This window comes from Paenibacillus tarimensis, assembly GCF_021532315.1.
GTDB lineage: Bacteria > Bacillota > Bacilli > Paenibacillales > Paenibacillaceae > Paenibacillus_I > Paenibacillus_I tarimensis.
The window spans coordinates 81,496-97,152 of sequence record NZ_JAKGAO010000014.1; the positions used below are offsets into that span (position 1 = coordinate 81,496).

Sequence of the window (15,657 nt, forward strand, 5' to 3'; positions counted from 1 at the left end):
AGAGGTACTTCTTGCGTGCGTGTTAAAGATAAAGTGTTGACTTAACTTCAAGAATCTGTGCTTTAATAGAACCATTCGGATTCTGTATTCAGCTTTGAGAGGCGAGGTGGCCAAGTTGTGGTACAAGCTTACGAGATTAAATACGCTGCGCAATCAGATGCTGTTCGGATTCCTTGCTGTCATGCTGGTCATTCTGTGTATTGTCGGCCTGATTACCTATGACTCGGTATCGAGGCTGCTTACCAATAACGCGGAGAAGCATATTCAGCAGACGGCTGTTCAGGCGAACGGCCGGCTGGAGGCGATTTTGCAGCAGGTGGATACGTTGACCACCCAGGTTGCGACCGATGTGTTCGTGCAGCAGGTACTGGAGAAGGAATGGTCAGGCAGCCAGGCGACATTCGCCGAGCGCCAGGCGCTGCTGCCGAGCGTCAACGTTGCGGAAGTCTATGCCAGCGGGGTGCATTCCGTTGAGCTGTTCACAACAGACTACCGCAGGCTTTATCCGCTTGACGGCAACAGTCTGGACAGCAAGATAAGCTACCGCTGGATTAATGAAGCGCTGGACAGCAGGGGCAGGCTGGTTTGGATTGGCATAGACCCGTATGATCCGGAATCGGTGCTCGCCATCCGCAGCGTCCGCCTGATGAACCAGTGGTTCTCGCCCGGAGGTTACCTGCTAGTGCGGATGAACCGCGCCGTATTCGATATCAGTGATTCGCCGATGGAGCTGCAGGGACGTGAGACGATGATCGTGGCCGGCTCGGACAGCAAGCTGATTGCTTCGAATGAGAAAGAGCTGACGGACGAAATCATTCAGCCGCTGATGGAGGCAGAGGGGCCAGAGGTCGAGCTGTCCGGCAGGCGTTACATGATGGTCAAGCAGGAGTCGTCGGTCACCGGATGGACGCTGCTCATTCTGACGCCGATGAGTGAGATTACGAAGGGAGTCTCGGTGCTACAGACGGCGATCTTCGTCTCGGGCGGTATCGGAACGATTCTGTTCATCCTGTTCTCCTTCGCCCTGTCGACGATTATTACCCGGCCGGTCCTCAAGCTGATCAAGACGATGCGAAGCATGCGGTTTGGCGTGCTGCAGCAGGCGGCGGAGATATCCTCAACGAACGAGATTAATGAGCTTAACCGGACGTACAATCAGATGGTGGATAACATGAATGACCTGATCCGCCTTGTGTACCAGAAGGAAATTATGCAGAGCCAGACGGAGCTGAAGGCGCTCCAGGCTCAGATTAATCCGCATTTTCTCTTCAATACGCTGGAAGCGCTTTATTGGTCCCTGCTGGAGAAGGATGAAGATGAGCTGGCCGAGTACGTGGTCACCATGTCGGATTTGTTCCGGTATACGATAACAGGCGCAGGCCGGGATGAGTGGGTGACAGCAGGCGATGAGCTGGAGCATATTGAGCGGTATCTGGTCATTATGAAGATGCGGTTTGGCGACCGCCTGACCTGGAGCATCTCATCGGACCCGGGGCTGGATGGATACCGGCTGCCCAAGCTGCTCATTCAGCCGGTTGTGGAGAATGCCATTTTGCATGGAGTGGAGGGTAAAATCGGATCGGGTACAGTCTCGCTCACAGTCAGCCTGACAGATGATGGTCTAGTGTTCATTGTTGAAGATGACGGAGCGGGCATGGATGAGGATGCGGTCCGCCGCCTGGAGCATTCCCTTGCCAAAGGGGAGGGATATTCCTCGAAGGGGTCGGGAGTGGGGCTTCATAATGTGGCGAACCGGATACGGCTGTATTTTGGCGGGAAGGCTGGCGGGCCGGAGGCGGCTGCCCGTACGAATGGCATACAAATCAGCAGCCGCCGCGGAGAAGGCACGAGAGTTCAGATTACAATACCGGCAATAACGGAGGTGCCCAAGTGAGGTTGTATAGAACCATTCTAATCGTTGACGATGAACCGCGGACCCGGTCAGGGCTCAAGAAGCTGCTCGAAGCCTGGGGGGCGGGGCAGTATGAGATTAAGACCGCGGATAACGGCCGGGATGCCCGCCAGCTCATGGAGCAGGAGCCTGTGCATCTGCTGATCACCGATATCCGCATGCCCGAGGTGAGCGGGCTTAATCTGGTCGAAGCGATTAAACAGATGCCGCTCCGCTACAAGCCGGCCGTTATTCTGATTTCCGGCCACGCGGAATTCAGCTATGCCCAGCAGGGCATTCAGCTTGGCGTTGTGAATTATCTCCTGAAGCCGATTAGCAGACAGAAGCTGATTGCAGCGGTGGAAGAAGCATTGGAGCTGGCGGGCCAGCGCAGCCGGATGGACCGGATGGAGAAGCTGGTTGACCCCAAGCTCATGGAGCTGGATAACGGGACAGCACCGCTCAGTGAGCCGGTGAAGGATACGATGGCATACATAGAAGCCCATCTTCATCTCCCTTTCGGCCTGCGTGAAGCTGCAGAGCATATCCATCTGAACCCGAGCTATCTCAGTGTACTGTTCAAGGAACAGACAGGCATGACCTTCAGTGAGTATGTGGCCCGGCGCAAGCTGCAGAAGGCGAAGGAGCTGCTGCTGCAGACAAAGCTGCCGGTAGCAGAAATTTCAGAGAGGCTTGGCTATCAGACGCCCAAATATTTCAACAAGCTGTTCAAGGACTACGAAGGGCGCAGCCCGGGGCAGTACCGTACCGAGATGACGGTGCCGGCTGCGGCGGGCGAGACGGAGCGGCAGGACTCGGACCCCGACTCCGAATCCGAATCCGACGCGAATTCGGATTCGGATGCCTAAGCGGCGAGATAACCTAAAAATAGTGGAACTTTACCTAATGATACCGCCCTTATCCTCCGGGGACAGCGATGATAGACTTAATTCAAGAAGGAAACGAAAGCGCATACATAAATTCACTTAAGTCCTTCATACACGAATCAAGGGGGAAAATGGAATGATAAGGAAAGCGCTAACAACATTCACGCTTCTGGCAGTACTGCTTGTAAGCTTGGCGGCCTGCAGCAGCGGCGGCAATAATGGCTCATCCAGCCCGGCGGACAACAGCGGCTCTGGAAGCGGCGGCTCCGCGGATGCGGAGAAGGTCACGATCAAGATGATGCACCTGTGGCCGGACGGCAGCAATTCCTCGCAGAACAAGCTGGTGAAGCAGATTATCATGGAATACGAGGAAGCGAATCCTGGCGTTACGATCAAGACCGAGGTGCTGGAGAATGAGCAGTACAAGAACAAGCTGAAGGTGCTGTCGGCCTCCAACAGTCTCCCGGATGTGGGCTTCACCTGGGCAGCAGGCTTCTTGGAGCCTTATGTGAAGGGCAACCTGTTCGCTCCGCTGGATGATCTGCTGGAAGGGGACCTGAACGGTCAGTTCGTGGCAGGTACAACAGAAGCCTACGCGATTGACGGCAAAACCTACGCTCTGCCGGTGGAGCTGAACATCGTGCCGGTGTTTTACAACAAGGCGATCTTCGAGAAGCATAACCTGGAAGCTCCGAAGACCTACGAAGAGTTCGAGCATGTGGTCAAGACGCTTAGGGAAAATGGTGTAACGCCTGTCGCGCTTGGCGCGAAGGATGCCTGGACCGGCTCATTCTGGTACATGTACCTGGCTGACCGGCTTGGCGGACCGGATCTGCTGGATGAGTCCATTGCAAACCAGACCTTCCAGGACCCGAAGCTGATCGAAGCGGCGAAGCTGGCGCAGGAGCTTGTTGACATGGATGCCTTCGTCAAAGGCTTCAACGGCTTGTCCAATGAGGAAGCGAAGTCCGAGTTCATGAATGAGCAGGCGGCCATGTATGCCATGGGTACATGGGAAGTGCCGAACTATACGACGGCTGAGGATGTTGACCAGGCCTTCAAGGATAAAATCGGCTTCTTCAAGTTCCCGGTTATGGAAGGCGGCGAAGGTTCGCTTAACAACTGGGTGGGCGGACCGGGCGTCGGCTTGTTCGTCGCCGAGAATTCGCCGGTGAAGGAGCAGGCGAAGGATTTTGTATCCTTCTTCGTGCAGAAGTGGGGCGAGAAATCCGTCACCGAGGCAGGCATCTTCCCGGCTACCAAGGTGGATACGTCAGCCATTGACCTGCCGCCGATGTTCATCGACCTGCTGAATGAGCTGAACAACGCAGACAAGGTCACCCTGTATGTCGATGTCCAGATGAAGCCCGTGGCCTCCGAAGAGCATCATAACCAGATTCAGGCCCTGTTCGGCAAGGCGGTTACGCCGGAGGAATTTGCAAAGAAGCATGAAGAAGTGCTGAAGGCCGGCAAATAACAGAATGATCGACCGGTTCCGGAGGGGGGGCGTAGCGTCTGCTATGTCCCCTTCCCGGTACACCGGATAGACGGATATGGAGATGGAGGTTAGACCACAATGGACAAGGTGATGTCGAACAAATGGGTGATTGCCCTGTACGTCCTGCCGTCCTTGCTGATAATCATGGGCATTATATATATTCCGATTGTCCTGACCGGCTACTATGGCCTAATGGAGTGGGATGGCGTCAGTGCGATGACGTTCATCGGACTTGAGAATTATACGACGCTGTTTAACGACAGCGCATTCTGGAGTAGTGTATCCCACTCGTTCCTGTTCGCCGTTTTGTCGACGGTCAGCCTGGGTGTCTATCTGCTGGTAGCGCTCGTGCTGTCAGGCAATATCAAGGGTGCGAACCTGCTGCGGAAAATCTACCTGATCCCGATGCTGCTCTCGTCGGTGGCGATTGCCCAGCTGTGGCTGAAAATTTATCACCCGACTAACGGGATTCTGAACAGTGCACTCGAGTCGCTCGGCATCCAGGACCCGCCTGCCTGGCTGGCGGAGCCGTCGCTTGTGCTGTATGCCTTGTTCGTTCCGATCCTGTGGCAGTTTGCGGGCTTTTATATTCTGATCTACTACGCGGCGCTCAAGAACATTCCAACGACACTGATCGAGGCGGCCCGGATTGATGGAGCCACGCCTTGGCAGATCGCCTTCAAGATCAAGCTTCCGCTTATTGCCGAGGTGTTCAAAGTGACCATTGTGCTGGCCGTGGTCGGCTCGCTGAAATATTTTGACCTGATCTATGTCATGACAGACGGAGGTCCTAACGGGGCCAGCGAAGTGATGGCCTCCTATATGTACCATAAGGCATTCCGCGGCTTTGACTTTGGCTACGGCAGCGCCATCGGGTTCTTCCTGCTGATCATCTGTCTGGTGGCGACATGGATCATCCGCAGAATGACGGCATCGAAGGACAACATCCAGTATTCATAGAAGAAAGGAGGAGGAGTTCCGTATGAGTACCCTGAACTCGGTAACAACGGTGAAGCAGCCGGCTGTCGGCCGTTCAGCTGCAGGTACCCGCATTGGCTATGGACTGCTGTATCTCGTCCTGCTGATTGCTGCGGTAGCACAGATTTTGCCGCTGGTCTGGCTGTTCCTGTTCTCGCTGAAGAATAATCAGGAGGTCTTCAACCTGCCGCCATTCTCGCTTCCCGCAAGTCCCAAATGGGAAAATTACGTGACCGTCTGGCAGCAGGGCAGTATCGGCCGGTACTTCATGAACAGCGTCTCGATTACGCTGATCTCGGTTGTGCTGACGATCCTGTTGGCAAGCTTCGTCACCTTCGCCATTACCCGGATGCGGTGGAAGCTGTCTGCAGTGGTGCTGGGCCTGTTCATGATCGGGTTGATGATTCCGGTTCACTCGACCCTGATCCCGCTGTTCATCCTGTTTCAGAAGCTTGGGATGACCGATTCCCATTCGAGTATTATTTTATCCTATACCGCCTTCAACCTGCCGATTACGATCATGATCCTGCTGGGCTTCTATTACACGCTGCCCCGCGAGGTGGAGGAGGCGGCCGTCATGGACGGCTGCTCGGTGAACCGCATCTTCTTCCAGATCATCCTGCCGATGACCTCCTCGGTGCTCGTAACCGCGGCGATTATCAACATGATCTACAACTGGAATGAGTTCATCTTCGTGAACACGTTCATCAGCACGGACACGCTGAAGACGCTGACCGTCGGGGTCCAGAACTTCGTCGGCCAGTACACGACAGACTGGGGCGCGATCGGTGCCACCTTGATGATCAGCATCCTGCCGATTCTCATCATGTTCATGGTGCTGAGCAACCGGATTGTGGAAGGAATTGCGGCGGGTTCTGTCAAAGGTTAAGGGATCACAGTAATAGAGGAGTGGAAGTATGAGCAGTGCCGATATCATTCACCAGGTGAATACGGAGCATAAGGCGGTCGCCTTTACGTTCGATGATGGGCCGAATCCAGTCTATACACCGCAGATTCTGGATATTTTCCACGAGGTGTCCGGGCAGGCGACGTTCTATATGATCGGGGAGCAGATGCTGAAGCATCCAGAGATTGTGGAGGCTGTTGTGGCGGAGCAGCATGAAATCGGCAACCATACGTACTCCCATCCTCAACTGACGCAGCTGAAGCCGGAGGCGTATACGGATGAGATCAGCCGGACGGACTTCATCATCAAGGAGATGACGGGCAGCAGCCCGGCTACCTTCCGCCCGCCTTACCTGGATTATAATGAAGATATTGGTGCGGTATGCACCCGCTTCGGCTACTCCGTAATAGGGGCATTGAACGGAGAGGCGCGCGATTGGGAAATGCCCGGCGTCAGCCACATTGTGGAGAGCACGCGTCCCCACGCCCACAGCGGCAGCATGCTGCTGTTCCATGACGGCTTCGACGACCGTTCCCAGACGGTTGAGGCTGTACGGATATTAGTTGCAGAGCTGGCGGCAGCGGGATACCGGTTTGTAACGGTTAGCGAGCTGCTGCGGCTGGGTCAGAGGTAAGAGCAGATTGCAGTGAATATTGCAGAGAACAGTCCAGTGAATAGTGCAGAGAACATTGCAGTGAATAGTGCACGGAGAACAGAAGAAGATAGATTGTTGCAACCGTCCCGGCTGACATGAGTGTCAGGGGGGCGGTTTTTTATTTTACATATAGGGCACTATCATGGTGGATTGCGCTCCACTGTTAAGACGAGGGTTCGGAAGAAACAAGCTATATCTACCTTCCACTGCAATGGGTAAGCGGACTTGTCGAACAGAGTAATATGCTAGAGCAATCCACGCACAGACTTCCTCCAGTTTGGCATAGTTCAGATCTAACAGAACTCAGCGACCTTATTCCAACGCATAACGGGTCACTTCAGCGGGTAACGGAACTCAGCGCTGTTATTCGTACAATTTCAAGGGAGTCTTTACTAATAGGGGGACATTAAAGCCTCTGGGTTCCGTTACAATTAATTAATGACTCTAATCCACTGGATAACGCTTCTCAGTTCCGTTACAACCTGCCTGTATTAAGCTGGTATGCACGATATCTCTTATTTTCTCCCGCCGCCACCATTTGCGGTCCCTCCACCAAGGTTGGGTTCTTCTGGAACAAAATGGAGCGCATTTGCGTCTGAACGATTAAAGGGTGGGATTCTAATGGTAAGGAAGAAATCACTTAGGTGGATGGCTGGGCTGCTTATTGTTCTGGTACTGGCTGCATGCGGGAGTAATGAAAAGGAGACGGAGAAGAAGCTTGGCCCGGAGCCTCCTTTACCTGACATTCAGACTGCAGATGGGGTGAACATCAAAGTTCATCAAAGCTCATATTGCTGGACTAATGGATGCGCGGACTATATAGGACCATATCAACATGCTGAAGGACAGTGAGAAGCAGACAGTTGCGGCGGGAGCTGAGCTCAGGGTTTCGTTTGAAGGGAGACAGCCTGATCAAATCAGTGTATCCCTGTTCAGTGACGATGAGTTTGTAGATGTGAGCATCCAGGACCAAGCCTTCCATGCGCCGGAAGAAGCCGGTGTATATTACTACTTACTATCGGCAAGCTGGGTGAATAAACAGAACAGTCAAGTTTCGGACGGCAGCTCCGCTTATGCATTTGCGATTGAGGTGACCGGGGAGGGATCCTAAGCAGGTGAGGCAGACCTATAAGAGAAGTTCAGGACAGACGGGTAATGAAAATATACTATAGTGTCAAAAAAGATGGGAATTTCCACCTATTCCTCAACGCTTTATTTTGTGAAGGATACAGAAGGCAAATGGATGCTTGGGAATATTTATTAGGCTGCCCCTAGTAGTAGGGAAACAGATTTCTACTGAATGGAATAACAATTCATTCTTACCTCACAACCACTATCTCCGTAACTATGTAATCGGAAGGGTCCCAGTCATTTTCACTCGTTGTATCAATTAATGTTATTTTTACTTGCTGACCCTGTTTAAGCTTAGTAATATCATGGTCACCTGTATATACGGTATTGTGATTAACTGCTATTGTTTGATTGGTCACATCAATGGAAGTTATTTTACCCTCAGTGGTGAAGCTCTCCTGATACTTATAACAACCTGAAAGTAATAATGCCATCAACGCACAAATCACTATACTTCTCAATTGATCGCCTCCCGGAATTGGTCACCAGAATATCTCCAACAACCCGGAACTGCTACTCAATAATCCCCGAATATAAAAGAGTGGCCTGACTCTGCTCGGCAATTGGCCGATATGCACCTTGCTATTCATTAGTTGGTTTGGATTGTCGATAACCATTATATACCAGAACCCCACACTAGGGGGAACCACATTTTGAACTGAAGAGGGGAAGCTATGGGTACGATGTACGATGTGCATATCGGTCGGCTATTGAATGGAAAGCGGAAGCTTGAAGGGGAAGGTGCCTATCTGATTTGTGTGCCGGGTCAGCAAAGTTATAGGGCAGAGTCGCTGGAAGGTATAACAGGCAAGTACATAAGCGCGAAGGATATCGAAGATTTGCTCTACCAGTATTGCCGGGAATCAATCGAGGAGTTTGTAGAAACCGAATATAATGATGATGTATACACGTTCTCACTTTTTACGGACTCTTCGAACGGCAGTTACTTGGTTTATATTAATAATCTAGAGACGCTGAGGTGTAATGTTGATGAAACATTCGAAAGATACCAGCAGCAGTATAAGGACTCAGGTGATAAATATTACAACCGAACGGAGGAGCAAGTTTACCGTGAGTACAAGTTTGCTGAAGGAGATCATCTATTTTGTTATGAGGAATTACCGGGTGAACTGGAGCGAGTTTTACAGGTGTACAGCCGTGTAAGCTATGAACAAACCATTGACGAGGACCTTGGCCAGACGTATGTGCTGGATGCTTCGTTAATTGACAGCCAAATGTATCTGATTGCACTTAAGGTATTAGAGAGGCTGCAGACTGACTGGGGGAAATTAAAACGGACGGTAGATTTCATAGCTTATGTTTCTTCTTCGGATGGTGATGGCGGGGATTATTTGACCTTGAGTACATTGATGAGAAAGAGTGTGGTGCAGGATCGTTTGTACCAGGCTGTACCGGAGCTGAGGGAGAAGGATGAAGCGTTCCATAATTTTGTCCATGCCGTTCAAGAGAAGCCATTAGTGGATCAGGTTAAGACATGGCTCGCTGTAATTGAAGGGGGCGAGTTCGGTGATAACAGTATGAGAAGCTTCTTGCGTACTGACTATGATGCATACGAGCAGTTGCTGCTTCTCGGAAAGGCAGCTGTGCCCGCTCTTGAGGCTGAACTTGATCATAGCGAAAGTGAAGATTCACAGGAGCTGATCCGCCAAGTGCTTGAAGATCTTAAATAGACTGTGAAGGCAGGAGAGGCATGTGAGAATATGGAGATTGGACAGTCATGAAAAAAGCCGGATGTTAACATTTAGCGATTCTATTCCAGATGAGCATTTGATCTATGGTAACTTCGAAGGAGTAAGTATTAAGAATAGCTGGTCACTGGTGGAGTTAGTTACTTATAGAAAAGGGAAGTATTTAGATTTTCCCTATTTCGGTTCAGGTATGCCTGTATTTACTCCCAAATCTTATGAAATACTAGCTAAGTTTGTTGAACATGAGGTTGAATTCCTGCCTTTTAAATATGAGGAACAAGTTTATTACTTGGTTAATGTATTGAATGTAATTGACTGTAAAGATAAGACTCAGTCAGATAGCAAGGGGGCGGTATTTAAGGGGGATCTACTTCCACAAGACACCCACATTTTTAAAACGCCCATTGATATGAATTCAAAAGTTTACGCAACAGACCATTTTGTTGAAATAGTTCGCAAGAACAAGTTAAAGGGATTTGATTTCATCGAAGTGTGGGATTCCGAAGACAATGAAAATATGGAATCAGAGAGAAAAAGAAGGTACGAAGAAGCTTTGAATGCAATCAACAGTATGCCTGGTGAACGCTTCTCGTATGAAGAAGCGAGAGATAGAGTGGAGCAGGGCAAAGCTGTGGCAAGCGATAAATGGAAGATGCAGCTTGATAAGGATGGAACGTTGTTATTGGGACAACTGAAAGAGGATGATGGGGAGTATCTCTGGATGGTACCGCATTTCATTCCCCCGATATTACTAGGCAACCAGTGGCATGAGGTAGATAAGCGTAAATAAAAATTATCAGAAACCTGCTGTCCCCCCGATCCGTCTAATATGGAAAGGGGGGATTTTCCATGAGACGCAGCATTTGGGGTATAGCAGTGGTGTTGCTTCTACTGCTCACGGCCTGCGGCAAGCCGCCGCTGCCGGAAGTTCACACAGCAGACGGCACTAGTATTGATGTATACCTGGGCTCCTACTGCTGGGGGAATACCTGTGCAGATTCGGTAGGTGCCGAGGAGATCCTAAAGGACAAGAACAAGCAGACCGTCCCGGCTGGGATGGTGATCTCGTTTGCTTTTGATGGTAAGCAGCCTACCGAAACCGGTATGTCTCTTATGCACGATGGCAAGTTAACGAAGGTGGCCTTTGAGGATCAGTCATTTAAAGCACCAGCTGAACCCGGAGTATACTATTATAGTCTTTTCGCCAAATGGCGAAAGACTCCCGACAGCAAAATCTCGGATGATGCCAGCTACGTGTTTGCAGTAGAAGTGAAGGGATAGCTTGGCTGCTAAACGATTGCCGGATTCGTCTTATTATAGATAGAGAGAACCGGTAAGAATCCAAGAGGTGACCCTATGAAAAAATGGAGGATACCCATAACCATATTAGCCATTTTCACTCTATACATGATATTCAGTAGATTAATCGCGACATCTCCGGCTGAACTGGTGAAGTCGTATGAGGATGAATGGGGGATCGAGCTTCCGGTACCTGATAAGGTAGATGAGCTGTATAGTTCAGGAGCTAGCTTTCATGGAGACGGGGAATGGATTCAAGCGTTGTCGTATGAAGAGCTTGATCTCGCCCAAACGAACTTATACGAATGTAAGAAGGATGTCATAATCGCTGAGGTGAAAGGACGAGTGGAGCGGTTTCTCACCCATCACCAGTCGTGAAGGTGAATCAGAAGCGGCAGCCATTGCGGAGAAGGTCAGTCCTGAGACAGGAGATTATTATTACCGCAGCTCGAAGAATAGCGATAATGACTACCTGATGGCTCTATACAAGCCGGACCAGCGAACCGTATATATCTTTGAATGGCATCAGTAACCTAAACGGTCTTCATAACTTCTTCATAACTCCCACATTAGATCTACATGTCACCCGGGTAAGATGTAGGTCAAGGAGGTGAGGGAGATGAAGAAGAAAGCATGGATCATTGCGGGTACTGTGATTATGGTAATGGCTTTCGGCACTGGTGTATACGCGGCAGCGGACGAGGGAGCGGTCTTCAAGGAGATGCTGCCCTTCATGCAGAAGATGCATCCTGATATGACAGAACAGCAGCTCGAAGAGATGCATAACAAGTGTCACGATAGCGGCATGATGAAGAATATGGGGCAGATGATGAACGGGAATGGCGATATCTGAATATAACAGCTGTCGATAAGCAGGCTCTCTTGACAAGGGTGCCTGCTTCCTTTATTGTAGCGCTTAATATATGGACCGGTGGTGGTAGGATGCAGCATTACAAGGTGCTGGTGGTCGATGATGAAGAAAATATTCTAAGTGTAGTCCGTGCCTATCTGGAGAAGAGCGGCTATCAGGTGTATGTAGCGGAGACAGGCCAGTCTGCACTGCAGCTGTTTACCCATATTGAACCGGACCTTGTTATTCTTGATCTCATGCTGCCCGACACCTCGGGCGAGGATGTGTGCCGGGCGATCCGCAGGGAGTCGAATGTGCCCATTATCATGCTAACAGCCAAGATTCAGGAGGATGATAAGATTAACGGCTTAATGATCGGGGCCGATGACTATATCGCGAAGCCGTTCAGCCCCCGGGAGCTGGTCGCGCGGGTTTTTACACTTCTCCGAAGATCTAAGGGTGAGCCGGAACGAAAGGAAGCCGTTATCAAGTTCTCGGAATCACAGCTGATGATTTATCCGGATACGCATAACGTAACTTTACAGGGCGAGCCAGTCGCCTTGACCCCGATTGAGTTCAAGCTGCTGGTTGCGCTGGCCAATTACCCGATGAAGGTGTTCAGCAGACTGGAGCTTGTTAACCAAATCCAGGGGTATTCCTATGAAGGCTATGAACGGACGGTAGATGTGCATATCAAAAATCTCAGGCACAAGCTGGGCGATGACCCGAAACAGCCTGTCTATATCGCGACAGTATTCGGCGTTGGATACCGGATGGCGGTGATGCCGGATGAAGACTAGCGGGATCAGGAAGCATCTGTTCCGTTCTCATATAGCTGTTGCGCTGGTGTCCCTGGTGATCATTACGATTCTGGTTCATGCAGCGGTATATGTATCCTTCGGCGGATACGTGCGAAGTCAGCAGCAGGCCGAGCTTGAGGTGATGGTAGAGGAGTTGTCAGCGGCCTATATAACCGGGGAAGGGTGGTCTCATTCCGTGCTGATGACGGTTGCACACCGGGCCATGCTGCGTAATATGACCGTACGCATTACAGATACGGATGGACGGATCGTATGGGATACTTCCACCATGGGCGGCCATATGCCGATGAGGGATATGCCGGTCTCCGGAGAGCAGTCGAGTCCGCTTGGCCGGACAGAACAGGCTGCCATTCTCAAGGACGGCGTACGTATCGGAGCGGTGCAGGTCGGGGAGACAGGCGGGATTTTTCATGAGCAGGAGAGAGCCTTTCTGGTACGGATCAACAGCTGGATATGGATGGCGTTCGCCGTCGTGATGCTGGGTGTGTATGTGTACAGCAAAATAATCTCCTCCCGGATCAGCCGTCCGCTGCTGAGGATGAAGGAGACCGCCAACCAGATGACAGCGGGGGATTTGAAGTCGCGTGTGCAGCTGGATGAAGGGCAGTCGGAAATTCGGGAGCTCGGTGATGCTCTTAACGATCTGGCTGATAAGCTTCATATACAGGAGCAGCTGAGGAAAAATATGACCGCCGATGTGGCCCATGAGCTCCGCACGCCGGTTGCAACCATTCGCAGTCATATCGAGGCGTTCCAGGATGGAATATGGGAGCCATCAGCGGAAAAGCTCGAGGTCTGCCATCAGCAGGCAATGCAGCTGGCCGTATTGATTCAGGATCTGGAGCAGCTGTCCGAGGCGGAAAATCCGATGCTGAAGCTTCAGAGGGAAGAGCTGAACCTGATTCCGGTCATCCAGGAAGCGCAGCGGGCGGTTCAGAATTTGGCGGACGGACAGGACATTACCTATGCCCCTCCTGAGCAAGGTGTAGTGCATATGACGGGAGACAGACGGAGACTGCTGCAAATTTTCATAAATTTGATTGGCAACGCCTACAAATATACACCTTCAGGAGGACGCGTCGCCGTGCGTGTCAGCAGCGGGGCGGCCTATGTTGAGGTTCAGATCGAGGACACAGGACATGGTATCCAAGCTAGTGAGCTGCCGTATATTTTCGAACGGTTCTACCGGGGGGAGAAGTCCCGAAACCGCAAGCTCGGCGGCGCAGGAATCGGATTAGCGGTGGTTAAGGCGCTTGTGGAGGCACATGAAGGAACCATTGAAGCGGCAAGTGAAATATCCAGCGGCACAATCGTAACCGTAAGGCTGCCGATCCCGGTGACGTGAGCGTCATTCGGGCTTTTTTTACGAGAGAGAATATAGCAAGGTCTGCTCAACTATCGTATAGTAAAAGGAGACAGTATAGGGATGCACATCCTATAGATTCCAGGTGAGGGAACACATTCGATAGTGCACGAATACCCATTTCTTAGGAGGAAAGGAAGTGCGGCCAGGTGACGGAGCATCAACTGCTGCAGCAGCTTCAGAGGGAAGAAGAGGAGCTGCGGTTTGAAGATTTTACGAATGAGACGGCCTATCAGACGGGGACGGCTATTATCGATAAGGCGCTGCGTGAGAAGAAGTCCATTGTTGTGGATATCCGTAAAGATGGCGAGCTGCTGTTCTACAGCCGGCTGAACGGCACCTCCTCAGGCAATGATGACTGGATCGGCTGGAAGAATAATGTCACGCATCACTTCGGACGCAGCTCCTATCATACGCATGTTCTGCTTAAGTCGCAGGGATCTACAGTTGAAGCCAGCGGGCTTGACCCTGCTGCCCATAAGGCGGAAGGCGGCTCTTTTCCTCTTAGATTGAAGGGAAACGATGCGATTCTGGGTACAATTACCGTGTCAGGGCTGCCTGGCGACGAGGATCACGGCATGGTGGTGTCGGTATTAAGAGAACTGCTCGGAAAGTAAATAAGGCAGGATGCGAGGGAGGGCCCCGATGTTCAAAATCTTGTCGTCCATGCTGGCTGCTCTTATCCTCTCCGGTTGTGCTGTATATCTGAATGATGCAGGCGTTGAACAGGGGACTGCGGGTTACTCTGCTTTCTATGAATTCGGCATGGGCTTCGTCCTCTTGTTTTTTCTTTATCTATGTGTTGGCATCCCATTGTCGGTGCTGGCAGATCAGTATGTAAGGGGAGCCAGACGGAACCTGAAGACGATCGCTGCTTATTTTATAGCGGGTGTTGTCATGGGGCTCTTGCTGGTGATCGTCAGAGGCTTGCCTGGTGAGCCGTCGGATCGGCTCCTTCTGATCCTGCAGTTTGGAGTGGCAGGACTTCTGTTTGGTGTTTGCCAGACGGCCGTGAAGATGGTCTTCACCAAGTTAGGGAAGAAGCTGGCACAGCGATACAGCTAGTTAGGGCTACTTCACCCCTTTGATACACAGCCATCCTTTGGAGGTATTCTCGTAGAATTGAACAGCCGCAAACCCAGTACTGGAAAATAACTGCTCCATCTCTTCCTTGGTTTTGTGCGAGTGCATATGGTAGTTAATCTTGTATACCTCAGCAGTAATTATGAAGCAGCCGCTTTTCTTCAAAATCCTATATGCTTCCTTAACCCCGCCTTCCAGGTCGTCCCAGAAGTAATGGGTCTGGAAGGCCGTTATCACATCAAAATAGTTGTCAGCAAAAGGGGTATCTGTTACGGACGCCTGAAGAATCTTCACTTTCCCTGACTCAACATCTTTTCGGTTCGCTTGGATCGACTCTTTGACGGCTTGCCCGGAATAATCGATCCCGTATATTTTCCCGTGACTGCTCAAGGCAGATAAAGTCCGGATTGCTTTTCCCCCGCCGCAGCCGATATCTAGGATATTCGAATGACCTCCGATATCCAGCTTCTCTAAAGCCCAATTGTTCATGCCGCTGTGTGCAGCATTCATAATGCTTAACATAAGCGAACCTATGAATCCTTTAGGGTTTTTGGCTTGTTCAATTAACCTGTTCAGCATGCTCAT

Annotated in this window: 18 protein-coding genes; 16 read left to right on the forward strand and 2 right to left on the reverse strand. The window is 51.1% G+C overall.

The features are described 5' to 3' along the window. Positions 1-106 precede the first annotated feature (106 nt). From L1N82_RS16435 to L1N82_RS16465, 7 genes are all read left to right on the forward strand, one after another. Positions 107-1,894 carry a sensor histidine kinase gene (locus L1N82_RS16435; protein ID WP_328284492.1) on the forward strand — a complete coding sequence of 596 codons (1,788 nt, stop codon included), beginning with the start codon at positions 107-109 and terminating at the stop codon, positions 1,892-1,894. Further along, on the forward strand, positions 1,891-2,760 hold the full coding sequence (locus L1N82_RS16440) for a response regulator transcription factor (protein ID WP_235288543.1): 870 nt from the start codon (positions 1,891-1,893) through the stop codon (positions 2,758-2,760). The genes L1N82_RS16435 and L1N82_RS16440 overlap by 4 nt, the downstream gene beginning before the upstream one ends. A gap of 154 nt (positions 2,761-2,914) precedes the next feature. After that, positions 2,915-4,255: an extracellular solute-binding protein gene (locus L1N82_RS16445; RefSeq protein WP_235288544.1), complete on the forward strand. Its 1,341-nt coding sequence runs from the start codon at positions 2,915-2,917 to the stop codon at positions 4,253-4,255. A 99-nt stretch (positions 4,256-4,354) separates the two neighbouring features. Continuing rightward, positions 4,355-5,236 (forward strand): carbohydrate ABC transporter permease, encoded by an 882-nt coding sequence (locus L1N82_RS16450; protein WP_235288545.1) that lies wholly within the window; start codon positions 4,355-4,357, stop codon positions 5,234-5,236. 22 nt (positions 5,237-5,258) lie between these two features. Next, positions 5,259-6,143 (forward strand): carbohydrate ABC transporter permease, encoded by an 885-nt coding sequence (locus L1N82_RS16455; protein WP_235288546.1) that lies wholly within the window; start codon positions 5,259-5,261, stop codon positions 6,141-6,143. A 28-nt stretch (positions 6,144-6,171) separates the two neighbouring features. Next, positions 6,172-6,795 (forward strand): polysaccharide deacetylase family protein, encoded by a 624-nt coding sequence (locus L1N82_RS16460; protein WP_235288547.1) that lies wholly within the window; start codon positions 6,172-6,174, stop codon positions 6,793-6,795. An 856-nt stretch (positions 6,796-7,651) separates the two neighbouring features. Then, positions 7,652-7,927, forward strand: a complete 276-nt coding sequence (locus L1N82_RS16465) for a hypothetical protein (protein WP_235288548.1) — start codon at positions 7,652-7,654, stop codon at positions 7,925-7,927. A 208-nt stretch (positions 7,928-8,135) separates the two neighbouring features. On the opposite strand, the gene L1N82_RS16470 is transcribed toward L1N82_RS16465, so the two are convergent. After that, complete coding sequence (locus L1N82_RS16470; RefSeq protein WP_235288549.1) at positions 8,136-8,408, reverse strand: hypothetical protein; 273 nt, start codon at positions 8,406-8,408, stop codon at positions 8,136-8,138. 213 nt (positions 8,409-8,621) lie between these two features. On the opposite strand from L1N82_RS16470, the gene L1N82_RS16475 reads away from it, so the two are divergent. The 9 genes from L1N82_RS16475 to L1N82_RS16515 all read left to right on the forward strand — a co-directional run bounded on the left by L1N82_RS16475 (position 8,622) and on the right by L1N82_RS16515 (position 15,054). After that, a complete protein-coding gene (locus tag L1N82_RS16475; protein WP_235288550.1) occupies positions 8,622-9,638 on the forward strand; it encodes a hypothetical protein in 1,017 nt (338 codons plus the stop codon). Positions 9,639-9,675: 37 nt separating this feature from the next. Continuing rightward, positions 9,676-10,446 carry an imm11 family protein gene (locus tag L1N82_RS16480; RefSeq protein WP_235288551.1) on the forward strand — a complete coding sequence of 257 codons (771 nt, stop codon included), beginning with the start codon at positions 9,676-9,678 and terminating at the stop codon, positions 10,444-10,446. 59 nt (positions 10,447-10,505) lie between these two features. Beyond that, positions 10,506-10,937, forward strand: coding sequence for a hypothetical protein (locus L1N82_RS16485; RefSeq protein WP_235288552.1), 432 nt, complete (start codon positions 10,506-10,508; stop codon positions 10,935-10,937). Positions 10,938-11,063: 126 nt separating this feature from the next. Continuing rightward, positions 11,064-11,333, forward strand: coding sequence for a hypothetical protein (locus L1N82_RS16490; RefSeq protein ID WP_235288553.1), 270 nt, complete (start codon positions 11,064-11,066; stop codon positions 11,331-11,333). A gap of 241 nt (positions 11,334-11,574) precedes the next feature. Then, positions 11,575-11,808, forward strand: a complete 234-nt coding sequence (locus L1N82_RS16495) for a hypothetical protein (protein ID WP_235288554.1) — start codon at positions 11,575-11,577, stop codon at positions 11,806-11,808. 89 nt (positions 11,809-11,897) lie between these two features. Continuing rightward, positions 11,898-12,605, forward strand: a complete 708-nt coding sequence (locus L1N82_RS16500) for a response regulator transcription factor (protein ID WP_235288555.1) — start codon at positions 11,898-11,900, stop codon at positions 12,603-12,605. Further along, a complete protein-coding gene (locus tag L1N82_RS16505) occupies positions 12,595-13,971 on the forward strand; it encodes a sensor histidine kinase (protein WP_235288556.1) in 1,377 nt (458 codons plus the stop codon). Before L1N82_RS16500 ends, L1N82_RS16505 begins: the two co-directional genes overlap by 11 nt. 167 nt (positions 13,972-14,138) lie before the next feature. Beyond that, positions 14,139-14,606 (forward strand): heme-degrading domain-containing protein, encoded by a 468-nt coding sequence (locus L1N82_RS16510; RefSeq protein ID WP_235288557.1) that lies wholly within the window; start codon positions 14,139-14,141, stop codon positions 14,604-14,606. 28 nt (positions 14,607-14,634) lie between these two features. Further along, a complete protein-coding gene (locus L1N82_RS16515) occupies positions 14,635-15,054 on the forward strand; it encodes a hypothetical protein (RefSeq protein ID WP_235288558.1) in 420 nt (139 codons plus the stop codon). Between the two features lie 6 nt (positions 15,055-15,060). Here L1N82_RS16515 and L1N82_RS16520 read toward each other — a convergent pair whose 3' ends face one another. Then, complete coding sequence (locus L1N82_RS16520; protein ID WP_235288559.1) at positions 15,061-15,657, reverse strand: class I SAM-dependent methyltransferase; 597 nt, start codon at positions 15,655-15,657, stop codon at positions 15,061-15,063.